Raw genomic sequence first — 22,471 nt, forward strand, 5'->3', positions numbered from 1 at the left:
AATGCGCGTCTTCTTGCCATGCACGCCCCGTCTCCATCACCCTCCAGAGATATGATTCATCATCCAAAGCCCTTGCTTGACAGATAAGATGACATGTGACAGGTTTTGCGAAACTTGTCAGACATGAGGTCCACACCTCGAGCGAACTGGCAGAGGGAGGACAGATGATCATTCGAAGCCCGCGCCTTGCCGGCGTTGCCGGGCAAATCGGCACCATTGCCATTACGCTGCTTGGCCTGCTTTTGCTCACCTTTTTTATCGGGCGAATGATGCCGGCCGATCCCGTACGCGCCATTGTCGGCGAGGATGCGACCCGAGAAACCTATGAACAGGTTTTCCGGTCGCTCGGTCTGGACAAGCCCGTCTGGCAACAATTCTTCTATTATCTCGGTGATGTCTTCACCGGTAATTTCGGCACGTCCATCAGAACGGGTCAGCCTGTCATTCAGGATATTCTGCATGTCATGCCCGCGACCATAGAGCTTGCAACATTTGCAATCATGATTGGGGCTGGCCTTGGCGTTCCGATGGGGGTTTTTGCAGCTGTGAACAAAGACCGCTGGCCAGACCATCTCGTGCGTGTGGTCAGCCTTTTCGGCCACTCCATGCCCATCTTCTGGACAGGAATGATCGCGTTGATCGTTTTCTATGCCAAACTCGATCTTGTCGGCGGCAGCGGACGCATGGACCAGTTTTACATCGGGCTCGTCGATGAGCGCACTGGTTTTCTGCTGATCGATAGCCTTATGGCTGGTGACATGGATGTCTTCTGGTCAGCCGTCAACCACCTCATCCTGCCCGCTTCGCTATTGGGATATTCGTCATCCGCTTATATCACGCGAATGACACGCAGCTTTATGCTCGACCAGCTAGGGCAGGAATATGTTACGACGGCCCGCGTCAAGGGCCTCTCCAGTCGCCAGACAATCTGGCGGCATGCCTTCGCCAATATCCGCGTCCAGCTTGTCACCATTGTGGCACTGGCTTACGGCTCGCTGCTAGAGGGTGCTGTGCTCATCGAAACCGTGTTCGCATGGCCGGGCTTTGGTCAGTATCTAACCAGCAATCTGATCACAGGCGACATGAATGCTGTGATGACCTGCGTTCTCATCGTCGGCGTCATCTTTATCGGGCTCAATCTTCTGTCTGATATTCTTTACCGCTTCTTCGATCCAAGGACACGCTGATGACCGCGCATGCCGAGAAAATCAGACTGCCAGCCTCCGTGAATGCGATGAAGAATATCGTGCTTTTCCTTCTTCGCAGTCCCACCTCCACCTTCGGGCTGATCGTACTTGCCATTCTTATTCTGGCGGCAATTTTCGCGCCGCTGCTTGCCACCCATGATCCTTACGTTCAAGACCTGACAAATGTGCTGAAGGCTCCGGGAGACGGGCATCTGTTTGGAACCGATGAACTGGGCCGCGATATCTTCAGCCGCCTTATTTTCGGGGCGCGGATCACGCTCACCATCATCTTCCTCGTATCCATTGTCGTTGGTCCCATCGGTCTCGTCATCGGCACGGCTTCGGGCTATCTTGGCGGTAAGTTCGATACTGTCATGATGCGGATCACGGATATTTTCCTTTCCTTCCCGAGCCTCATCCTGTCTCTTGCATTTGTTGCAGCGCTCGGCCCGAGTCTCAACAATGCGATCATTGCCATTGCGCTCACCTCGTGGCCGCCCATTGCTCGTCTCGCACGCGCGGAAGCGATGACATTTCGCAATGCTGACTATATCGCAGCCGCCAGACTTCAGGGTGCTTCACCTCTGCGTATCATCGTGAAGTCGATCATGCCCATGTGCCTGCCATCCGTCCTCATTCGTCTGACGCTAAACATGGCAACCGTTATCCTCACCGCCGCTGGCCTTGGCTTTCTGGGTCTCGGGGCCCAACCACCACTGCCGGAATGGGGTGCGATGATTGCCACAGGGCGGCGCTACATGCTGGACAATTGGTGGCTGGTGACATTTCCGGGAATATCGATCCTCACCGTCAGCCTGGCATTCAATCTTCTGGGCGATGGCTTGCGTGACGCGCTCGATCCCAAGCAGATGAACCGGAGATAGTTCATGGAACAGACCATTCTCGACGTCAAAAATCTCCGCATTCGCTATGGCGGGTCTGAGGTGGAAGCGGTTCGCGGCGTATCCTTCACCCTTGGCCGAGAACGCCTTGGCATCGTTGGCGAAAGCGGTTCCGGCAAATCAACAGTAGGGCGCGCCCTGTTACGCCTCCTGCCTGGAGCCACAATCACCGCTGACACATTGCGCTTCAACGAACTCGATCTTCTTAGCCTGTCAGAAAGGGAGATGCTGAAGGTTCGCGGCAAACGCATGTCGATGATCCTGCAGGACCCAAAATTCTCACTGAACCCCATTCGTCGTGTTGGCGATCAGGTGGCTGAAACCTATCTGCGCCACTTCAAATGCTCCAGATCTGAAGCAAAGATGCGCGCACTGACAATGCTGGAAGCAGTGAAAATTCGGGATCCCGAACGGGTTTATGCGCAGTATCCCCATGAAATTTCCGGCGGCATGGGGCAGCGCGTGATGATTGCGATGATGCTTCTGGCAGATCCCGATCTGGTCATAGCAGATGAGCCGACATCAGCGCTCGACGTTACAGTGCGACTGCAAGTTCTCAACATTCTCGATGGTCTGGTTCGAGACCGCGGTATCGGCCTGATCATGATCAGCCACGACCTTAACCTCGTGCGTAATTTCTGTGACCGCGTCCTCATCATGTATGCGGGACGGGTTGTCGAGACGCTCGCAGCGGGCAATCTTGAGGCCGCTCAGCATCCCTATACACGCGGCCTTATCGCAGCGCAGCCGCGTATCGGCGGCAGCCGCGCACCGCTTGCGGTGCTGGATCGGCGCCCAGAATGGCTGGAGGACCATGCCTGATGTCAGTTTCTGTAGAAATACGTGACCTTTCCATCAGCTTTGGCGAAGGCCCATCGGCTGTCAAAGTGCTGCCATCCGTGTCGTTTTCCGTCGACCCGGGCGAATGTTTCGGCCTCGTCGGCGAGTCAGGCTCGGGCAAATCCACCGTCCTGCGATGCGTCTCGATGCTGACCGACTTCTGGAAGGGCGAGGTGTTGATCGATGGGAGATCCGTGCGCGACATGGCGCTGATCGACCGTTGCCGCACATTGCAGATGGTTTTTCAGGACCCCTATGGATCACTTCACCCACGCCAATCGGTGAGAACAGTTCTTAACGAGCCATTGACCATCCACAAGCTTGGCAACAAGGAAGATCGGATGCGTCAGGTTATTACCGATGTTGGCCTTCCGATCTCGTTTCTGGATCGCTTCCCGCACCAGCTCTCAGGCGGACAGCGCCAGCGCGTTGCCATCGCCCGAGCGCTCATTCTGGAACCATCCTTGCTGCTGCTAGATGAGCCGACATCGGCACTGGATGTCTCGGTGCAGGCCGAAATTCTCAATCTCCTCCAGCGCCTGCGAAAAGAGCGCGGATTTACCTACATCATGGTCACGCACGATCTGGCCGTCGTCGACCATATGTGCGACCGATTTGCGGTGATGCTGCGCGGTGAGGTGACGGAAATCCTGCCCCGTTCTGCTATCGCGCATAACGGTGCAACGCACCCCTACGCGCGCGAACTGATTGGCGCATCACTTGAGTATGAGGGCGTGAGGACCTGAGGTAAAAACCTCAGTCCACGTCTGGATCATATTCTCTCGGGCTGTCGTCTTTCGAGAAAAGTACGCATGGCCCGCGCGAGCCGCGAGGGTCATAGGAATAACCTTTCAGGGCCAGCGCTTGCGTGATGTCCCGAATACCCGCCAGATGGTAGAGGTGATCGTGCAGTTCCACGAAGATACGCTCCACGCCATTCAGCTGGGCGTTCTGCAGCAGGTCATGCTCCGCACCTTCGATGTCCATCACCAGCGCATTGATACCATGGCGATCAATGAAGGCATCGATATTCTCAGATGGGATTTCGATGCGCTTCTCATAGGGGCCCTGGTTTTCATCCATGGATGACATCCAGAGGTCTTTGCGCACATAAAACGCATGGACGTGGGGCGCATGCGCCGTCAGCAACCCTTGGGAAAACACGACATTATCAGCAGGGCAATTGGCTTTGATGACGCGTTCTGCCAATGCAGCGGTTCCGGGGTTCGCCTCGAAAGCCCAGACCGACACATCTTTTATCCCTGCAATGATGGATGTGATGATGCCGATGCCCGAACCCAGTTCCAAAACCCGGTCTCCCGGCTTGATGGCCTTGAGGATACTGCGTGCTTCCTTGGCTTCGTAACTGCCATCCTCCAACGCGTTCCAAATAACAGGGGAAACTTCACCTTTGGCGAGATCAAGTTTGATCCCATGCACGTTCAGCCGTTCCATTCACACAATCCTCAGCAGGCCACAGCCTGTACTAACAACAGAAAACACCGAATGATCCATCAACGCCGAAATGCGCTGAGTTTTTCGGCGGGCGCCGGACGACCAATGAGATAGCCCTGCATCTGGTCGCAACCAAGCCGCGTCATGCATTCGAACTGTTCTTCCGTTTCAATACCTTCGGCAATCGTCGTCATGCGCAAGCTCTTGGCCATGCCCACCACGAATTCCACAATCGCCAGCGCATCTGTATCCGTTGCGACATCGCGAAGGAATGCCTGATCGATCTTGATCTTGTCGAACGGCACGCCGCGGAGGTTTCCAAGCGAAGAGTAGCCGGTTCCGAAATCGTCCATCGCTATCTTGATACCCACATTCTTCAGCTTCTCGAGCGTTTCGATCGTGTCATCGCTCTTGTTGAGTAGAACCGACTCCGTGATCTCAAGTTCCAGCCTGCTCGCATCGAGGCCGCTCTTATCGAGCGCATCGACCACGTTCTGAACGAGGCTGGTGCTATGAAACTGGATGGGTGACAGGTTGATGGCAATTTTCAGATTGCCTTTCCATGTCTTGGCCTCCTGACACGCGACATCCATGGCCCATTTGCCAAGCGAATGGATCAACCCGGTTCGTTCTGCCACGGGAATGAATTCCGACGGAGGAACCTTGCCGCGCACGGGGTGTGTCCAACGCAACAGCGCCTCAAATCCGCAGATTTCACGGGTCTTGGTGAACATCTGCGGCTGGTAGTAGACTTCCATCTCATTGTTCTGCAGCGCGGTCTGGAGATCGGCCTCGAACGATCGTTTCTCGGCCAATTGCTGCTGCATATGGGGCTGGAATACACTGATGCGGCCCGGCCCAAGGCGTTTGGACTCGTAAAGGGCTAGATCAGCTCGCTTGAACAATTCATCGGCAGTCGTCACATCGCTTGAAACGGCAATACCCACGCAGGTCCCGATCTTGATCTCCAACTCGCCTAGATTATAGGGTTTGCTGATCTGCAAAATAACCTTTTCGGCAAAAGAGAGCGCGTCCTCTTCATCCCGCGCACTGGTGATGAACGCAAACTCGTCGCCGCCCAACCGGCACACGATATCTGCATCTTCACGCATGGAAGACAGACGCGTTGCAACCGCCTGCAAGAGTGCATCCCCGACATCGTGGCCGAGCGTATCGTTGATATCCTTGAAGCCGTCGAGATCGAGCAGCAGAATAATAGATGTTCCGGCGTCGACCGACGTCAGTCGCTCGTTCAACTCCTTGCGGAACAGTGAGCGATTGGGCAACTCTGTCAGAGCGTCATGATAAGCATCGTGCTCCAGACGAGCATTATTGGCCTGAAGCTCAAGGGTCGCGGACCGGAGCTCATCCGTCAAACCGCGTGTTTCCTTGTGGGCGCGGTGCAATAGATTGTTGTGGCGGTTCAACAACAGGATGAGAGCCACGCCACACAGGATGAGACCGGCAGCAAGGGCGGTGAATATTGTGTGGAGTTCACGCACTTCGGAATGCGCGTTGTCTACCACCTCCACGTCATAGGCGACGGACGACGAGGCGAGCGTGGTCAATGGACCATCAAGCACGCTCATCGTCTCGAGAATGGGCTCGACATCTGACGGCTCAAGGGTGTCAATCCGGCTGTCGAGATCCGAAAGAACCGTGGTCAGCCGCTTGACCAACTCATGCGACTCCGGCCTGTCACCGATAAAGGCTCCCAGATTTCCCTGTTTGAGAAGCTCAAGCCTCCCGAGCATCAAATCCATGCGCAGCCGCAGATCATCGCGGGTCACGCGTTGAGGGTTGGCCAGAAATCCATACAGATTGTTCTGAAGACGCAGATACTCAGACACGGTCTGACTGACCGCCCAGGAATCGTTATATCTGGCAAACTTTTGAAGTGCGGTCTGTCGCTGCGCAATGACGTAGGCAATGTAGCCTGTAGCCAAAACGAAGCAGCATATGATAACCGCCAAGACCTTTCGCAATCGGCACCTTTAATTAATGATAAGCTTTGCAACCTGCCAGGCGGAGCGGGTATAATATGTTTGAGTTTGAAGTTCTGGAACAGTATCGTAGGGGTATATTACGAACAAGGGTCCTTTTTCACGAACCTCCATATAATTCCCATCTCTCTTCATAGCCAGTATAACATTGAACTTATCAAAATCTGCCATCGGTATGGTGCTGACATAGTCATTGAGAGCCACAGCCGTGACTGTTGTGCCCTTGGCGCCGACAAATTTCATCAGTTTGCTCAGCGAAACGCCTTCAAATCTGGTGATTCCGTCATACCATGGCGAATGCGTTTTCACAGTCACGAGACCGAGGCCTTCAAGCATATCCCTGTCAAATCGAGCGACACCATCCGCATTTGTTTTGGAGATGTTGCCCGAAATCGTCAGAATCGGCTTGCCGACAGGCTGTTGAAAAGTCTCCGCCCGTGCCGAGGATAACCAAGAGATCGTCAAAATAGCGCTAAGAACCAACCGCATGAAACGCATCGTCTTGTCCTTCGATGGATTTGTTTGAGCGACCTCAGATTCTACCAACATCTTATATCAGTGTTTTAAAAGATAGCTGCATCAAAATTTGCCAATAGAAATATCGGCTGTGCCATACGCCAAATATTGCAACGACTCATTATCTGGCCGGGTTAAACCATAATAACGGTTACCGAATGTTTCAGTATCTCGTTAGCAAAATCGTAAAATCCATTCGAAATGGTTTAGGAAAGTAAAATACAGAAACACCGGACGTGGCATATGCCGCGCCCGGTGCTATCTAGAGTTAAATCTTAGGCATGAAACTGTTCAGCCACAGTACAGTGGTGAAAAGCGCAGCATTTAGATTAGGTCGAAACGATCCGCTTCCATGACCCTGTTCCAAGCGGAAACAAAGTCCTTCAAGAATTTCTGCTTGGCATCTGCTGACGCATAAACCTCTGCAAAAGCTCTGAGCTGGGAGTGCGAGCCGAAGATGAGATCGACGCGGGTTCCCGTCCATTTCACTTCGCGTGTCTTGCGGCTGCGCGCTTCGTAAACGCCTTCCTTGCCAGCCACTGGCGACCATTCCAGGTCCATGTCCAGCAGGTTGACGAAGAAATCGTTTGTCAGTGCTTCAGGCTGAGATGTGAACACGCCATGCTCTGGCTGACCGACGTTGAGTACACGCAATCCACCCACGAGAACGGTCATCTGCGGACCACTCAGCGTCAGAAGCTGCGCACGATCGACCAGCGCTTCCTCCTGCTTCATGAACTGATGGCGCGTCTTGTTCACATAGTTCCGGAAACCATCTGCGCGTGGCTCAAGCGCTGCGAAGGATGCAGCATCCGTCTGCTCCTGCGAAGCGTCGGTACGGCCAGGCGTGAACGGAACGGTGATATCGTTTCCACCAGCCTTTGCTGCCTTCTCGACGCCAGCAGCACCTGCCAGCACGATCAGGTCCGCCAGTGAGATCTTCTTTCCACCGGTCTGAGCAGAGTTGAAGTCGCGTTGAACGCCCTCAAGAACGCTAAGAACCTTTGCGAGCTGCTGCGGCTGGTTGGCTTCCCAGTTTTTCTGTGGCTCAAGACGGATGCGCGCGCCATTTGCGCCGCCACGCTTGTCGGAACCACGGAATGACGAAGCGGAAGCCCAGGCTGTAGAAACCAGTTCCTGAACAGAAAGACCTGTCGCCAGCACCTTGGCCTTCAGATTTGCAATATCCGCATCATCGACCAAGGCATGGTCCACCGCAGGAACCACGTCCTGCCAGAGCAAATCTTCGGCAGGCACTTCAGGTCCAAGATAACGGGCCTTTGGTCCCATATCGCGATGGGTCAGCTTGAACCAAGCGCGCGCAAAAGCATCTGCGAACTGGTCGGGATTTTCAAGGAAACGACGCGAGATCTTCTCGTAGGCTGGGTCAACACGCAGCGCCAGATCAGACGTCAGCATGGTTGGCAGGTGCTTCGTGGAGGGGTCGAAGGCGTCGGGGATGGATGGCTCTGCATTCTTGGCAACCCACTGCTTTGCGCCGGCAGGGCTTGTCGTCAGTTCCCATTCGAATGCAAAGAGGTTCTCAAAGAAGAAGTTGCTCCACTGCGTCGGCGTCTGTGTCCATGTCACTTCGGGACCACCGGTAATGGTGTCTTTGCCGAAGCCAGTTCCATGGGTGCTTTTCCAGCCAAGTCCTTGAGCTTCAAGCTCGCCGCCTTCCGGCTCTGCACCGATCAGGGACGGATCGCCTGCACCGTGGGTTTTACCGAAAGTGTGACCACCTGCGATCAGCGCAACGGTCTCTTCGTCATCCATGGCCATGCGGGCAAATGTCGAGCGGATATCACGCGCAGATGCCAATGGATCAGGGTTGCCGTTTGGACCTTCCGGGTTGACGTAAATAAGGCCCATCTGCACGGCACCGAGCGGCTCCGCCAGTTCGCGTTCGCCGCTGTAACGCTCATCGCCAAGCCATGTGCCTTCGGGACCCCAGAACAGTTCTTCTGGCTCCCACACGTCAGCACGACCCCCGGCAAAGCCGAATGTCTTGAAGCCCATGGATTCCAGCGCGACATTGCCGGTCAGGATCATCAGATCGGCCCAGGAAATGCTGTTGCCATATTTCTGCTTGATAGGCCACAACAGGCGACGCGCCTTGTCGAGGTTGGCATTATCAGGCCAGCTGTTGAGGGGAGCGAAACGCTGCTGACCGGCTCCGGCACCGCCGCGACCATCGGTGATGCGATATGTGCCTGCGCTGTGCCAGGCCATGCGAATGAAAAGTCCGCCATAGTGACCAAAGTCAGCTGGCCACCAATCCTGCGAATCCGTCATCAAAGCATGGAGATCGCTTTTCAGCGCATCAAGGTCCAGCTTCTTGAATTCTTCAGCGTAGTTAAAATCCTTGCCCATTGGGTCAGCAAGCGCCGAGCCATTGTGCAATATCTGGATATTGAGCTGGTTTGGCCACCAATCCCGGTTTCCACGAACGGCCTTTGGCGCCTGAGTCGGCGTCTGGCCGTGGGCGACGGGACATTTACCGGCTGTCTCGGGTGTCTGGTCCATAATTATCTCCATGTCACTTTTGCGTGGGCGTTAAAAAAGGCTCTTGCTGTCAAAATTGCAGGATTTCAGTTGACCTGGTCGCATCACGCGACCTGAAGACCGTAACCTCGCCTCAAGGCCTTTTAACGACTTAGCCCCATAAATAAAAGTTGGATTTTCTGATTGATGCGATAAGCTATGATTATGAAGAATTTGACCCTCAAACAGATGCGTTATTTTGAGGCTTTGGCGCGACACAAGCGGTTTCGCGTCGCAGCAGATGCCTGCGCCATCTCTCAACCTGCCCTTTCCATGCAGATAAAGGAGATGGAGGAGGATGTCGGTCACGATCTGTTTGAGCGATCCGCCAAAGAGATAAAGCTCACCGCGTTTGGGGAAACCTTTGCCGTGCGGGTGCGCGAAATCCTTCGTGCCGTGGACGAGCTGGCAGAACTCGCGCGCGCCTCAAAAAACTCTTTTCTGTCCCGCCTTCGCATTGGAGTTATCCCCACCGTTGCCCCCTATCTACTGCCGACCATCATCAACGATTTGAACAGGGCCTTTCAGGGCATCGAAATCCAGATCCGAGAAACGCAAACGACGAAGTTGCTGGATGAATTGAAGCAGGGAGACCTCGATCTTGCCATTGTCGCCCTGCCCGTTTCAGAACCCTCACTGACAGAACTGAAACTTTTCGATGAGGAGTTCGTACTCGTCCGTCGGCATGAAGATGAAGGCAAGCCGGTGCCGGAGAGGACGGCACTGCCCAAGATGCGGCTGCTGCTTCTAGAAGAGGGACACTGCTTCCGCGATCAGGCCCTTTCCTTTTGCCATGTCGGCTCATCGCAGCCGAGAGAGGTCATGGAAGGTAGCTCACTTTCGACACTCGTTCAGATGGTGAGCGCCGGAATTGGCATCACGCTCATCCCAGAAATGGCGGTCTCAATGGAGACACGCTCCGCTCACGTGTCCATTTCCCGTTTTGAAGCCCCCGCTCCTTCACGCACTATCGGCATGATCTGGCGAAACTCGACGCCGCTCAGCAAACAAATCCACGAAATATCGGGCGTTGTCCGCGGTTCGGCCGAAAAAGTAAGAGCGAACTGGAATATCGAGCATTCCGCGAACCCCAATTAACAACCTGATTTACATATACAATTTTTTGTGATTGTGTTTTACTTGATTAAAAACACGAACGTTCGTATTTGAACCTCAATTTAGGACGTATTGATATGGCAAGAACCCGCAAGATTAGCGAGAATGATATTTTGGACGCCGCCGAGAGGGTTGTCTTGCGCGAAGGCGCTAGCGGCCTGTCGATCGATGCTGTCGCGCAGGAAGCCGGTGTCAGCAAATCGCGGGTGGTTTATGATCACAAATCCAAGTCAGCCCTACTCGAAGCCCTGATCGAACGACGCCTGGCCTCTGAGGAGGAGCACGTGCGCGCCGCCGTGGATGAGAGCAGCCATCTCCCGCACCCGGAACTCTTCGCTCGCATCTCGGTGGCCGAAAAAGTGCCTGAGGATATCGACAAGGCTGTCTGCATTGCCATCAGTGCTGCCATGTCAAGCGACAAGAATATTCATGACAGGATGAGCGAGTGGACCAGAAAAGATCTCGCCGCCATGGAAACCAGCAAGAAACCGAAAGCGGCCCTGATCGCCTATCTGGCGCTTTCAGGCTTCTACTGCACGGAATATTTCAATTTTCATCAATGGGAGCCGGAGGAAAGACTGGCGATCCTTGATGGTATCCGCGCGATATACACCAATTTTCCCGAAGAAAAATAACAATCACCTTAGGTGATGCAATGAGGACACGACCATGCAAAGCAGAATAACTCTGCCGCGATTTCTACCCATGATGACCGCTGCTGTCCTGGCAATGGCGCCGACAACTCTCTTCGCTCAGGAGGGGATGCAAATGCCGCCACCTGCCGTGGGTGTTCTCGAACTGACTGCAAAATCCGTTCCCGTCATCAACGAGCTTCCCGGTCGCGTTGCTGCGACACGGGTTGCAGAAGTGCGCGCAAGGGTTTCCGGCATTTTGCTGGAACGCGTATTTGAACAGGGAGCGATGGTTCAGAAGGATGACGTGCTCTACCGCATTGACCCACGGCTCTTCAAAGTCCGGGTAGCCAGCGCTGAAGCCTCCTTGCAACGCGCCGTGGCGACACAAAGCAATGCGCGCCAGCAACTTGAGCGTCAAAAGAGCCTGCGCGAACGCAACGTTTCGACCGGCATCGATTTCGATACGGCAGCGGTTAATCTGGCTCAGGCCGATGCCGATGTCGCACTTCAGCAGGCGGCTCTCGATGAAGCCCGTATCAACCTCGAATATACCGAGGTTCGGGCACCCATCTCCGGCATTATCGGAGCGGCTCTGGTGACCGAAGGTGCGCTGGTGACGGCAGACGGGACCCAGAACCTTGCCTTGATCCAGCAGATCGACCCAAGCTACGCCGATTTCACCCAGTCCGCACAGGACATGATGGCGCTGAGACGCGCTGTCGAATCTGGCAAGCTGGCAGGCACGGCGCCAGATCAGGCCAGCGTACGGCTGGTCTTTGATGATGGCTCTGTCTATGCCGATCCTGGCCGACTGCTATTTTCCAGCGCCAGCGTGGATTCCACCACGGGCCAGGTGACGCAGCGCGCGGAGTTCCCCAATGCCCGCCGTGACCTTTTGCCCGGAATGTATGTTCGGGTCAGAATCGAGCAGGCGGTTCGGGAAAATGCTGTCGTCGTGCCGCAACGGTCCATCGTTCGCGCTGCCGATGGCAAGCCTCTCGTCTATGTGGTCAAGGCCGATGATACCGCAGAGGCGAGGCCCGTCGAACTCGGGCAGGCACTGGAAACGGAATGGGTGGTTGAAAAAGGTCTGAACGCTGGCGACAAAATTGTCGTGGACGGCGCACAGAAGGTTCAAACCGGCGGCAAGATCAAGCCAGAGCCCTGGCAGGCTGAAAAACCAGCTGACGCACCCGCGCAAGCACCGAAGTAGTAAGGTCCACTCATGGCACAGCTCTTTATCAGACGGCCGATCCTTGCCTGGGTCTTTGCGCTGTTCATCTCCATCGCGGGCGTCATTGCGCTCCCCTTCCTTCCCATTGCGCAATATCCAAAGGTTGCGCCACCACAGCTGACGATCTCGACCAACTATCCAGGCGCCTCACCTCAGGACATCTATCAGGGTGTCACAAGGCTCATCGAGGATGAGTTGAACGGCGTGGATGGTTTGATGTATTTCGAGTCCACCTCGGATACATCAGGCCAGGTCTCGATCAACGCAACCTTCGAAGCCGGCACCAACATCAACCAGGCATCGGTCGATGTGCAGAACGCGATCAGGCGCGTCGAGTCCCGACTGCCCTCCGCCGTGACGGCACAGGGTGTTACGGTGGAAGAAGCGTCTTCAGGCTTCCTGCTGTTCATCTCGCTCACCTCGACAGACGGCACCATGGACGAAGTCGCGCTTGGCGACTACATGAACCGCAATGTGCTGGGAGAACTCCGACGGATCGATGGTGTGGGCCGTGCCCAGCTGTTTTCGGCGCAGCGCGCCATGCGCGTATGGATCGATGCCGACAAGCTCGTTGGCCTTAAATTGACGACTGCAGATATCAACGCCGCCATCACAGCACAGAATGCGCAGGTTGCCGCTGGCCAGATCGGCGCGGCTCCAAACCCGATCAGTCAGGATCTGACAGCCACCGTTCTCGTCAAGGGTCAACTGACCGACACCGAGCAATTCGGCAACATCGTTCTGCGCGCAAATCCGGATGGCAGTACAGTCCGGTTGAAGGACGTTGCCCGTCTTGAACTGGGCGCGGAAGCCTACAACCAATCCAGCCGTCTGAATGGGCAGGCGAGTGCTGCTGTCGGTATTCAGCTTTCCTCAACGGGCAATGCTGTCGCAACGTCCACGGCTGTGGCGGCCAAGCTGGAAGAACTGTCGCGGTTCTTCCCTGAAGGCGTTGCCTATTCCATTCCTTACGACACAAGCCCCTTCGTCTCAGCATCGATTGAGAAGGTTCTGCATACACTCATCGAAGCGATCATCCTCGTCTTCGTGGTCATGTTCGTCTTCCTGCAGAACTTCCGATACACCGTCATTCCGACATTGATCGTGCCGGTCGCACTGCTTGGGACCTGTGCAGTGATGTATGTGACGGGGTTCTCCATCAATGTTCTGACGATGTTTGCCATGGTGCTGGCGATCGGCATTCTGGTTGATGACGCCATCGTTGTGGTTGAAAACGTTGAGCGCATCATGGCGGAGGAAGGGCTTCCACCAAAGGAAGCCACCCAGAAAGCCATGAGCCAGATCACCGGCGCCATTCTTGGCATCACGCTGGTGCTCGCCTGCGTGTTCATTCCCATGGCCTTCTTCCCCGGCTCCACCGGCATCATCTACCGTCAGTTCAGCTTGACGATGGTCGTTTCCATTCTGTTTTCAGCTTTCCTGGCGCTTTCGCTCACACCGGCGCTGTGCGCAACGTTCCTGAAACCCATCAAGAAGGGTCACCATGCAAAAGGTGGTCTTGGTGGGTGGTTCAACCGCAAGTTCGATGGCCTGACGAATGGCTATACGAAGGTGGCAACAGGTGGGGCGCGGCGCGCGGGCCGTATGATGGTCATCTATCTGGCACTGGTTGCCGGACTGGGTTACCTCTTCATCAACCTTCCAAGCGGCTTCGTGCCCGCCGAAGACCAGGGCTTCCTGATCGTTGATATTCAGGGACCGCCTGAGGCCAGCGTAAACCGCACCAACGCATCGATCCAGCAGATCGAAAAGATCTTCCAGGCTGATCCAGCAGTGAAGGACATCATCGCCATTCAGGGCTTCAGCTTCTCCGGCAACGGCGCCAATGCAGCACTCGCCTTCATTACCCTGAAGGACTGGAGTGAACGTGGCGCCGGCAGCTCGGCTCAGGAAATCGCCGACCGCGCCAACATGCAGTTGTTCGGTCTCAAAGATGCGCAGACATTCGCGTTGTCGCCACCGCCTATCGAAGGCTTCGGAACAACCGGCGGCTTCTCTTTCCGCCTGCAGGATCGTAACGGCATCGGCCAGGCAGCCCTTTCAGCTGCGGCAGGGGAGCTTATGCAGAAGGCCAGCAAGAGCCCTATTCTTGCGGGCATGCGCATCGAAGGCCTGCCTGACGCGGCCCAGATTATGCTGGTCATAGACCGCGAAAAAGCCAACACCTTCGGCATAACCTTTGCCGATATCAACAACACCATCACGGCCAATCTCGGATCGTCCTATATCAACGACTTTCCGAACGCCGGACGCATGCAGCGCGTTGTTGTGCAGGCACAGGACCGCGACCGCCTTCAGGTCGAGGATCTGCTGAAGCTCAACGTGCGCAATGCCAGCGGTGGCATGGTGCCTCTCAGCTCCTTTGCCATCGCGCAATGGCAAAAGGGCTCTCCACAGATTGTCGGCTACAATGGCTATCCGACCATCCGTATCTCGGGCGAACCTGCGCCCGGCAACTCCACAGGCGTTGCCATTACGGAGATGGAGCGTCTTGCATCCGAACTGCCTGCGGGCATCGGCTATGAATGGACAGGTCAGGCTCTGGAAGAAATCAAATCCGGATCCCAGGCACCATTCCTCTTCAGCCTCAGCATTCTCTTCGTGTTCCTGCTGCTGGCAGGCCTCTATGAGAGCTGGTCCATCCCGCTTGCCGTTATGTTGGTTGTTCCCTTGGGCATCATTGGTTCCGTGCTGGCTGTTCTTCTTCGGGATATGCCCAATGATATCTATTTCAAGGTTGGCCTCATCGCGATCATCGGCCTCTCTGCAAAGAACGCGATCCTGATCGTGGAATTTGCCAAGGACTACTATGCGGAAGGCAAGACGCTGCTCGATTCAGCCGTACAGGCGGCGCGTATCCGCTTTCGGCCGATCATCATGACCTCGCTTGCATTTACCCTCGGTGTCGTGCCGCTTGCCATTGCGACCGGCCCAAGTGCGGCAAGTCAGAATGCCATCGGTACCGGCGTTCTGGGGGGAATGATCTCAGCCACGATCCTTGCAGTCTTCTTCGTGCCGGCATTCTTCGTCTTCGTTCTGAAGCTGATGCGAACGAAAAGACCGCAGGAGAAAGTTACCCCGGAAGACGCAAAGACGGTAGAACCGTAAAAACAAAGACGCCGCAGACCAAAATCTGCGGCGTTTTCATATTCAGTCAGTGGAAGCCAGAATGGCTCCTATCAGCAATCCCGGCCATTTGCATAACCGTCGACAATGCACACCGAGCCGGGCATGGGCTGTGTGACGCTGCGGCGGATGCTGTAGGATTTCTTCGGCTGTTCCACCCGGTTTATAGAACCCGTGGAGATCATGTCGAGATTGTCAGGCATCTGAGCGAAACGCGCGGGCGGCATCTTGCCAGCCAGCATCGGCGTAACGATCAGAGAAAGGGCGATGGCAACCATGCCAAACAGCAGAGCGACGTTCAATACACCAATTTTGCGCGATTTTTCAGAATAGGACCGACGGCCCTCCACTGTTTTCCAAAAATCCTCGTTCATATTAGGCCTCGCTACGCGCCATTTACCAATTCTTCAGCTTTTTAATGTGCCAGATGGTGATAAACGAAACGTTAATAGCGGCCCGTTTTGACGCATCGCAGGCGCCTGAAAGCCTTTATTCACTATATTGTTTACAGCAGGTCCTGAAGATAGGGAATGAGCGGCTCATCAGCCGGCGGCATGGGATAATCCCGCAGGGCCTGAGGCTTCACCCATTTTATGGCCTGGCCCTCGGCCCCACGGGGAATGCCCTCAAAGCGACGGCAAACATATAGCGGCATCAGAAGATGAAATATCTCATAGGAGTGGCTTGCAAATGTCAGCGGCGCCAGACACGCTATCTTGGTCTTGATAGCGAGTTCTTCTTCCAGTTCGCGAACCAGGGTTTCTTCCGGCGTCTCGCCGTTTTCAACCTTGCCGCCCGGAAACTCCCAAAGGCCAGCAAGCGATTTACCCTCTGGTCTTTGCGCCAGAAGAATACGTCCATCCTGATCGATCAGCGCGCAAGCGGCAACGAGCAGTATCTTCCGGCCTGAACCCTCCATCACTCCACCTCTTTGCGCCAGTAGCGATAGGTGTAGGCCGTCTGAAAACCGAACTTTTCATAAAGCGCGATGGCAGGTCGATTGGTGGAGACGACCTGAAGCCACGCTGTAGACGCACCGCTAATACGGGCCCAACGGAGTGCGGAGGTCAGGATTTGTGTGCCGGTTCCCTGTCGCCGCAACGGTGCCGCCACATCCAGCGACAGAATGCCAGCCAGATCATTATCCTGAACGCAGATCAAAGTGGCCTGCGGCTCGCCTTCAATCTCTTCCATCGTAAACAGCCCGAGCGTCGGCTTGATGGAACTGACAATCTCTGCGATCGGTGAGCGCAAGGACGGGTCTACACCGCTGACCTTGAGACTTGCTTCCACAAAGCGACCAATGTCGTGGCTTGGAATGTGGGAGACGGTTTCCGGCAATTCCGCATTGGCAATGTCGGCGGTCATCACGTCGACATTTTCAAACACGCTCCAGCCATTATCCGTCAGGTGCTGGCGCAACTGCGGAGGCATCAGCACCGTTTCCCTGATGATGAGCTGGCGTCCGAAATCCTCAAAGCGCTTGCGCGCTTTTTCAAGACGAAGGTCGCAATTGCCGTAGTCGGAAGGATCGAGCGGCACCACGCAGTTGATCCGTTTGGACGGATGCGATCCCGTCAGCCTTATCTGCCAGCTGCCATCATAGACAACGGAAGATGCAGGCCATGCCCGGAAACTGACCGCTTCCAGACGACGAACCAGTGGTAGGTTGGTGGCGACACTTTGCATACCGGAGGTCTCCAACATCAGCTCCGATAATCGCCATTGATTTCAACATATTCCTTGGTCAGGTCGCAGGTCCACACGGTGGCGGTGCCGTTGCCAAGACCGATATCGACTTTCACCGGAATATCCTGGTTCTTCATCACAGCGCTGGCTTCGGCCTCGGAGTAGTCAGGGTCGCGTTCGCCATTAACGGCCACGCGCACATGTCCAAACCAGATTGCGAGGCGATCGCGATCCGCCAACTCGCCAGATTTGCCGACAGCCATCACGACGCGACCCCAATTGGCGTCCTCGCCAGCAACGGCTGTTTTGACCAGCGGAGAGTTGGCAATGGAAAGCGCTATGCGCTTGGCAGCCACATCACTCTCGGCACCCGTCACGGTGATTTCCACCATCTTGCGAGCACCTTCGCCATCACGGACGACTTGCAACGCCAAATCCTTCAGGAGATCATTCAGAGCATCGCGGAAAGCGGAAAGCTTCGGATCATTGGCATTGTCGACATGCGCTTGCCCGTCAGCACGCGCGGCGCCCGTCGCAAACAGCATCAGCGTATCGGATGTTGAGGTGTCACTGTCGACAGTAACGGAATTGAACGTCGAACCAACGCCCGCAGACAAGAGATCCTGCAAAGCAGAAGCCGAAATATCGGCATCCGTCACGACAAAGGACAGCATGGTCGCCATGTCGGGCGCAATCATCCCCGCACCCTTGGCTATGCCGTTGATGGTGACTGTGACACCGTCAATTTCGGCTGTGCGCGTCGAAACCTTCGGATAGGTATCGGTTGTCATGATGGCCTTGGCAGCTTCTGTCCAGAAATCGCCTGTGGCATCGGCATTCATCTGGCCAAGAACACCGGCAAATTTGGTGGCGTCAAGCGGCTCACCGATCACGCCTGTGGACGCCAGAAACACTTCGCTCTCGGAGCAACCAACAGCTTCAGCTGCAGACTTCGCGGTCAACTCTGTCGCGGCTCTGCCCTTTACGCCTGTAAAAGCATTGGCGTTTCCGGAATTGACCACCACTGCACGCGCAACGCCTGCTGGCAGGTTAGCGCGGCAAAAATCCACTGGCGCAGAGGGGCAGCGGGATTTTGTAAAAACACCCGCGACAGCCGCCGGCTCGTCGAACACCATCATCAGAACGTCGGTACGGCCCTTATACTTGATACCTGCAGCCGCCGTTGCCATTCGGACACCGCGCAAAGCGGGCATATCTGGATAGGATTTCGGGGCAAGTGGGGAGACGGCAGCGGACATGGGCAAGAACCTGCATATTTGCGAAAGTTGAAATGAAACAGGGCGGCTCTAAAGCCGCCCCGTCAGTTGAGGACATTACTGCTGGGCAGGTGGCTCGGCTGCCTGCTGCTTGCTGGCATCGTCATAGGCCTTGCGCATCGCCGCATCAGGAATATCGATCTTCTGCTCGGCCTTGGCCTTTTCAATCAGGGCAACATATTTGTCGCGCATGACAAGCTGACGAACCTGCGCTTCAACCTGCTCATAAGCCGGTGGCGGTGCAACGCGCTTGTCTTCAAGCTTGATCACGTGAAAGCCGAACTGCGACTTGACCGGAGTTTTCGTGTAGGCGCCCTTTTCAAGCGTGAAGGCAGCCTCTTCGAATTCAGGAACCATGCGGCCCTTGCCGAACCAGCCGAGATCGCCGCCGTCATCCTTGTTGGAATCGGTGGACTTTTCCTTGGCCAGCGCTGCAAAATCCTTGCCAGCGTCTAACTGCTTGATCACATCCTTGGCTTCCTCTTCGGTCGCAACGAGAATGTGGGCAGCCTTGATTTCTTCTTCCTGCGGCAGCGCGGCGACTTCCTTGTCGTAGCGAGCCTTGACCTCTTCATTGGTCACAGCGTCAACAACGTGCTTGCGGAAATAGGCATTATGAAGTTCGCGGTCAGTGATGAAGGAGAGGCGCTTTTTGAAATCTTCGGTCTTTTCGAGACCTTCAGCAGTCGCATCTTTCACCAGCAGCTTCACGTCGATCGCGCCGGACAGGGCGGCAACTTTCTTCTGCTCATCAGGAAGCTGTGCGAGCTGCGGATCAAGATTGCTCATGGCAAGATCCAATTCAGACTGGCGAATCTCAAGATCGCCAACCTTGGCAACAACGGCATCTTCCTGCGCGAAGGCAGGAAACTGAAGACCGAGCGTCGCCACGATGACAGCCGCTGCAATTCTATTATAGCGCAACATATTAAACCTTTCGGAGACAATGCCGGCTCCAGACGTGGTTTTCCGGCTGAAAAAACTTCCAAACACCGGAATGTGGCCATTCTGTAACGGGCAGAACCGTTGACATCATTTGCCCCCCCTCTTATCTGTCGCTCAACCTCGCGTCCAGATACGTTTGAGGGTCAAGTCTGTCATTTGCACGGAAATGCGAAACCAGATTGCGATGCCTCGGTAAACGGAATTTCAGAAAGGGCCACTAAGATGGTCAGTCTCGGCGGAATAGCCCGCAAGTTGTTCGGTTCGGCAAATGAGCGCCGTGTCCGGTCCTATCGTAGCAACATCACGGCAATAGGTGCACTCGAGGCGGAGATGAAAGCACTCTCCGATGAGGCACTGGCAGCAAAGACGGTTGAATTCCGTCAGCAGCTCGCCAATGGCAAAACCATTGACGACATCCTGGTTCCGGCTTTCGCCGTGGCACGCGAAGCATCGCGCCGTGTTCTCGGCATGCGCCCCTTCGATGTTCAGCTAACCGGCGGCATGATTCTTCATTCCGGCGATATCGCCGAAATGAAAACGGGTGAAGGTAAAACGCTGGTTGCGACCCTTGCCGTGTACCTCAACGCCCTTGAGGGCAAGGGCGTGCACGTTGTGACCGTCAACGACTATCTTGCCCAGCGTGACGCCGCCACCATGGCGCGGCTTTACAATTTCCTAGGCCTCACCACCGGCGTGATCGTTCATGGACTTGACGATGACCAGCGCCGCGAAGCCTATGCCTGCGATATCACTTACGCGACGAATAACGAACTCGGCTTCGATTATCTGCGCGACAACATGAAATACGACAAGCCGCAAATGGTGCAGCGTGGCCACCATTATGCCATCGTCGATGAAGTCGACTCGATTCTTGTCGATGAGGCACGCACGCCTCTGATCATCTCTGGTCCATTGGATGATAGGTCTGATCTCTACAACACGATCAACGCCTTCATTCCGATGCTTTCGCCCGAAGATTACGAAATCGACGAGAAGCAGCGTTCTGCCAACTTCTCCGAAGACGGCACCGAAAAGCTTGAAAACCTGTTGCGTGAAGCAGGTCTTCTCAAGGGCGAATCACTCTACGACATCGAAAACGTGTCGATCGTCCACCACATCAACAATGCGTTGAAGGCCCATAAGCTGTTCCAGCGCGACAAGGATTACATCGTCCGTAACGACGAAATCGTCATCATTGACGAGTTTACCGGCCGCATGATGCCGGGCCGTCGTTATTCGGAAGGTCAGCACCAGGCTCTTGAAGCCAAGGAACAGGTGCAGATTCAGCCTGAAAACCAGACGCTGTCTTCTGTTACCTTCCAGAACTATTTCCGCATGTACAAGAAGCTCGCCGGCATGACCGGTACAGCATCAACGGAAGCGGAAGAGTTCAACAACATCTATAGTCTCGATGTGATCGAGGTTCCGACGAACCTGCCAATCCAGCGTATCGATGAAGACGACGAAGTTTACAGAACGGGTGAAGAAAAGTTCAAGGCCATCATCGAGCAGATCAAGGCCGCACATGAGCGCGACCAGCCGGTTCTTGTTGGTACCACATCGATTGAAAAGTCCGAGCTTCTAGCAACTATGCTGCGCCAGACGGGCTTTGAAAATTTCCAGGTGCTAAACGCTCGTTACCATGAGCAGGAAGCTTACATCGTTTCGCAGGCTGGCGTTCCCGGCGCCGTGACCATCGCTACCAACATGGCTGGCCGCGGTACGGATATTCAGCTGGGCGGCAACGTCGAGATGCGTCTCGACCGCGAGCTTGAAGGCATGGAGCCCGGCGAAGAGCGCGATGCGACCGAAAAACGCATCCGCGAAGAGATAAAAGTCCTCAAAGACAAGGCGCTTGCCGCCGGTGGTCTTTTCGTCATCGCCACAGAGCGCCACGAAAGCCGCCGTATCGACAACCAGCTGCGCGGTCGTTCCGGTCGCCAGGGTGACCCAGGTCGCTCCAAATTCTACCTGTCGCTTCAGGATGACCTGATGCGGATCTTCGGCTCCGATCGTATGGACAGCATGCTGCAAAAGCTGGGCCTTAAGGACGGCGAAGCCATTGTCCATCCCTGGATCAACAAGGCGCTAGAGCGCGCCCAGAAGAAGGTGGAAGCGCGCAACTTCGAAACCCGCAAGAACCTTCTGAAATACGATGACGTCCTCAACGATCAGCGCAAGGTGATCTTCGAGCAGCGCCTGGAGTTGATGGAAGCCGATAATATCGGCGAGACCGCGACGGATATGCGCAACGAAGTCATCGAGGGGCTTGTAACCAAGCATGTCCCTGAGAACGCCTATGCGGAGCAATGGAATATCGTTGGCCTGAAAGCTGGCCTCGAGCAGTCTCTCAACCTTGATCTCCCAGTCGATGAATGGGCGAAAGAGGAAGGCATTGCCGAAGACGATATTTTGCAGCGCATTACCGAAGCAGCAGACAAGGTGATGGCAGAAAAGGCTGAGCGGTTCGGCCCCGAAGTCATGACCTATGTTGAGCGCTCCGTGATCTTGCAGACGATCGACCATTTGTGGCGCGAGCATATCGTCAACCTCGATCACCTTCGCTCCGTCGTCGGTTTCCGTGGTTACGCCCAGCGTGACCCGTTGCAGGAATATAAGGCAGAAGCTTTCGAACTGTTCCAGGCGCTGCTTGCCAACCTGCGTGAAGCGGTGACGGCACAGTTGATGCGTGTGGAACTCGTCCGTGACCAGCCAGAGCCAGAGCTGCCGGAAATGACACCTCACCATATAGACCCACTCACCGGTGAGGACGAGTTCGGCAACAACCAGCCAGCACCCGTAGCGTTCGTTCCACCAGAGCAGCGCAACCCGGATGACCCGTCCACTTGGGGCAAAATCAGCCGAAATGAGGCCTGCCCTTGCGGTTCCGGTAAGAAGTACAAGCATTGCCACGGGATTTTCGACCAGGCTTAGGCCTGTTCGAAAATCTACGAAAATCCTTAAATTATCTTAACCATAGA

General features: G+C 55.3%; 18 protein-coding genes. 9 read left to right on the forward strand and 9 right to left on the reverse strand.

All coding sequences use genetic code 11. From position 1 onward, the window contains the following. Positions 1-164: 164 nt before the first annotated feature. From IFT53_RS10720 to IFT53_RS10735, 4 genes are read left to right on the forward strand one after another with little or no spacing between them, the layout of a single operon-like run. Positions 165-1,187, forward strand: coding sequence for an ABC transporter permease (locus IFT53_RS10720; protein ID WP_042616516.1), 1,023 nt, complete (start codon positions 165-167; stop codon positions 1,185-1,187). Continuing rightward, on the forward strand, positions 1,187-2,071 hold the full coding sequence (locus IFT53_RS10725; protein ID WP_192064695.1) for an ABC transporter permease: 885 nt from the start codon (positions 1,187-1,189) through the stop codon (positions 2,069-2,071). The genes IFT53_RS10720 and IFT53_RS10725 overlap by 1 nt, the downstream gene beginning before the upstream one ends. 3 nt (positions 2,072-2,074) lie before the next feature. Continuing rightward, entirely contained in the window at positions 2,075-2,911 is an 837-nt protein-coding gene (locus tag IFT53_RS10730; RefSeq protein WP_192064696.1) for an ABC transporter ATP-binding protein, read from the forward strand. Beyond that, positions 2,911-3,675, forward strand: a complete 765-nt coding sequence (locus IFT53_RS10735; protein ID WP_192064697.1) for an ABC transporter ATP-binding protein — start codon at positions 2,911-2,913, stop codon at positions 3,673-3,675. The genes IFT53_RS10730 and IFT53_RS10735 overlap by 1 nt, the downstream gene beginning before the upstream one ends. Positions 3,676-3,685: 10 nt before the next feature. On the opposite strand, the gene IFT53_RS10740 is transcribed toward IFT53_RS10735, so the two are convergent. The 4 genes from IFT53_RS10740 to katG all read right to left on the reverse strand — a co-directional run bounded on the left by IFT53_RS10740 (position 3,686) and on the right by katG (position 9,429). Then, positions 3,686-4,384 carry an FkbM family methyltransferase gene (locus IFT53_RS10740; protein WP_042616520.1) on the reverse strand — a complete coding sequence of 233 codons (699 nt, stop codon included), beginning with the start codon at positions 4,382-4,384 and terminating at the stop codon, positions 3,686-3,688. Between the two features lie 59 nt (positions 4,385-4,443). Then, positions 4,444-6,357 (reverse strand): putative bifunctional diguanylate cyclase/phosphodiesterase, encoded by a 1,914-nt coding sequence (locus IFT53_RS10745; RefSeq protein WP_244656544.1) that lies wholly within the window; start codon positions 6,355-6,357, stop codon positions 4,444-4,446. Positions 6,358-6,378: 21 nt separating this feature from the next. Then, complete coding sequence (locus tag IFT53_RS10750; RefSeq protein ID WP_042616712.1) at positions 6,379-6,885, reverse strand: oxidoreductase; 507 nt, start codon at positions 6,883-6,885, stop codon at positions 6,379-6,381. Positions 6,886-7,227: 342 nt separating this feature from the next. After that, positions 7,228-9,429 carry a catalase/peroxidase HPI gene (gene katG, locus IFT53_RS10755; RefSeq protein ID WP_192064699.1) on the reverse strand — a complete coding sequence of 734 codons (2,202 nt, stop codon included), beginning with the start codon at positions 9,427-9,429 and terminating at the stop codon, positions 7,228-7,230. Positions 9,430-9,612: 183 nt separating this feature from the next. On the opposite strand from katG, the gene IFT53_RS10760 reads away from it, so the two are divergent. The 4 genes from IFT53_RS10760 (at position 9,613) to IFT53_RS10775 (ending at position 15,561) form a co-directional block, all read left to right on the forward strand. Then, entirely contained in the window at positions 9,613-10,545 is a 933-nt protein-coding gene (locus tag IFT53_RS10760; RefSeq protein ID WP_192064700.1) for a hydrogen peroxide-inducible genes activator, read from the forward strand. Positions 10,546-10,640: 95 nt separating this feature from the next. Beyond that, entirely contained in the window at positions 10,641-11,198 is a 558-nt protein-coding gene (locus tag IFT53_RS10765) for a TetR/AcrR family transcriptional regulator (RefSeq protein WP_042616523.1), read from the forward strand. A gap of 70 nt (positions 11,199-11,268) precedes the next feature. Further along, the gene (locus IFT53_RS10770) at positions 11,269-12,411 is read left to right on the forward strand and encodes an efflux RND transporter periplasmic adaptor subunit (RefSeq protein WP_244656308.1); all 1,143 of its coding nucleotides are present in this window, start codon (positions 11,269-11,271) and stop codon (positions 12,409-12,411) included. 12 nt (positions 12,412-12,423) lie between these two features. Beyond that, positions 12,424-15,561 (forward strand): efflux RND transporter permease subunit, encoded by a 3,138-nt coding sequence (locus IFT53_RS10775; protein ID WP_192064702.1) that lies wholly within the window; start codon positions 12,424-12,426, stop codon positions 15,559-15,561. A gap of 71 nt (positions 15,562-15,632) precedes the next feature. Here IFT53_RS10775 and IFT53_RS10780 read toward each other — a convergent pair whose 3' ends face one another. The 5 genes from IFT53_RS10780 to IFT53_RS10800 form a co-directional block, all read right to left on the reverse strand. After that, positions 15,633-15,953, reverse strand: coding sequence for a hypothetical protein (locus IFT53_RS10780; protein ID WP_042616526.1), 321 nt, complete (start codon positions 15,951-15,953; stop codon positions 15,633-15,635). Positions 15,954-16,084: 131 nt separating this feature from the next. Further along, complete coding sequence (mutT, locus tag IFT53_RS10785) at positions 16,085-16,498, reverse strand: 8-oxo-dGTP diphosphatase MutT (RefSeq protein ID WP_192064989.1); 414 nt, start codon at positions 16,496-16,498, stop codon at positions 16,085-16,087. Continuing rightward, on the reverse strand, positions 16,498-17,268 hold the full coding sequence (locus IFT53_RS10790; protein WP_192064703.1) for a GNAT family N-acetyltransferase: 771 nt from the start codon (positions 17,266-17,268) through the stop codon (positions 16,498-16,500). Before IFT53_RS10790 ends, mutT begins: the two co-directional genes overlap by 1 nt. A 17-nt stretch (positions 17,269-17,285) precedes the next feature. Then, positions 17,286-18,527, reverse strand: a complete 1,242-nt coding sequence (gene argJ, locus IFT53_RS10795; protein WP_192064704.1) for a bifunctional glutamate N-acetyltransferase/amino-acid acetyltransferase ArgJ — start codon at positions 18,525-18,527, stop codon at positions 17,286-17,288. 75 nt (positions 18,528-18,602) lie between these two features. Continuing rightward, on the reverse strand, positions 18,603-19,472 hold the full coding sequence (locus tag IFT53_RS10800) for a peptidylprolyl isomerase (protein ID WP_192064705.1): 870 nt from the start codon (positions 19,470-19,472) through the stop codon (positions 18,603-18,605). Positions 19,473-19,712: 240 nt separating this feature from the next. Here IFT53_RS10800 and secA point away from each other — a divergent pair, with 240 nt between their 5' ends. Then, positions 19,713-22,424, forward strand: a complete 2,712-nt coding sequence (gene secA, locus IFT53_RS10805) for a preprotein translocase subunit SecA (RefSeq protein ID WP_192064706.1) — start codon at positions 19,713-19,715, stop codon at positions 22,422-22,424. The last annotated feature ends 47 nt before the right edge of the window (positions 22,425-22,471 follow it).

Origin of the sequence: Rhizobium sp. CFBP 13644, from assembly GCF_014842165.1 — a bacterium.
Taxonomy (GTDB): domain Bacteria; phylum Pseudomonadota; class Alphaproteobacteria; order Rhizobiales; family Rhizobiaceae; genus Agrobacterium; species Agrobacterium tumefaciens_C.

Excerpts from the sequence above, each read along its gene's own strand:
- katG (WP_192064699.1), bottom strand. The coding sequence starts at position 9,429 with ATGGACCAGACACCCGAGACAGCCGGTAAATGTCCCGTCGCCCACGGC.
- mutT (WP_192064989.1), bottom strand. The coding sequence starts at position 16,498 with ATGGAGGGTTCAGGCCGGAAGATACTGCTCGTTGCCGCTTGCGCGCTG.
- IFT53_RS10735 (WP_192064697.1), top strand. The coding sequence starts at position 2,911 with ATGTCAGTTTCTGTAGAAATACGTGACCTTTCCATCAGCTTTGGCGAA.
- IFT53_RS10775 (WP_192064702.1), top strand. The coding sequence starts at position 12,424 with ATGGCACAGCTCTTTATCAGACGGCCGATCCTTGCCTGGGTCTTTGCG.
- argJ (WP_192064704.1), bottom strand. The coding sequence starts at position 18,527 with ATGTCCGCTGCCGTCTCCCCACTTGCCCCGAAATCCTATCCAGATATG.
- IFT53_RS10800 (WP_192064705.1), bottom strand. The coding sequence starts at position 19,472 with ATGTTGCGCTATAATAGAATTGCAGCGGCTGTCATCGTGGCGACGCTC.
- IFT53_RS10725 (WP_192064695.1), top strand. The coding sequence starts at position 1,187 with ATGACCGCGCATGCCGAGAAAATCAGACTGCCAGCCTCCGTGAATGCG.
- secA (WP_192064706.1), top strand. The coding sequence starts at position 19,713 with ATGGTCAGTCTCGGCGGAATAGCCCGCAAGTTGTTCGGTTCGGCAAAT.
- IFT53_RS10780 (WP_042616526.1), bottom strand. The coding sequence starts at position 15,953 with ATGAACGAGGATTTTTGGAAAACAGTGGAGGGCCGTCGGTCCTATTCT.
- IFT53_RS10740 (WP_042616520.1), bottom strand. The coding sequence starts at position 4,384 with ATGGAACGGCTGAACGTGCATGGGATCAAACTTGATCTCGCCAAAGGT.
- IFT53_RS10720 (WP_042616516.1), top strand. The coding sequence starts at position 165 with ATGATCATTCGAAGCCCGCGCCTTGCCGGCGTTGCCGGGCAAATCGGC.
- IFT53_RS10765 (WP_042616523.1), top strand. The coding sequence starts at position 10,641 with ATGGCAAGAACCCGCAAGATTAGCGAGAATGATATTTTGGACGCCGCC.
- IFT53_RS10750 (WP_042616712.1), bottom strand. The coding sequence starts at position 6,885 with ATGCGTTTCATGCGGTTGGTTCTTAGCGCTATTTTGACGATCTCTTGG.
- IFT53_RS10760 (WP_192064700.1), top strand. The coding sequence starts at position 9,613 with ATGAAGAATTTGACCCTCAAACAGATGCGTTATTTTGAGGCTTTGGCG.
- IFT53_RS10730 (WP_192064696.1), top strand. The coding sequence starts at position 2,075 with ATGGAACAGACCATTCTCGACGTCAAAAATCTCCGCATTCGCTATGGC.
- IFT53_RS10790 (WP_192064703.1), bottom strand. The coding sequence starts at position 17,268 with ATGCAAAGTGTCGCCACCAACCTACCACTGGTTCGTCGTCTGGAAGCG.
- IFT53_RS10770 (WP_244656308.1), top strand. The coding sequence starts at position 11,269 with ATGATGACCGCTGCTGTCCTGGCAATGGCGCCGACAACTCTCTTCGCT.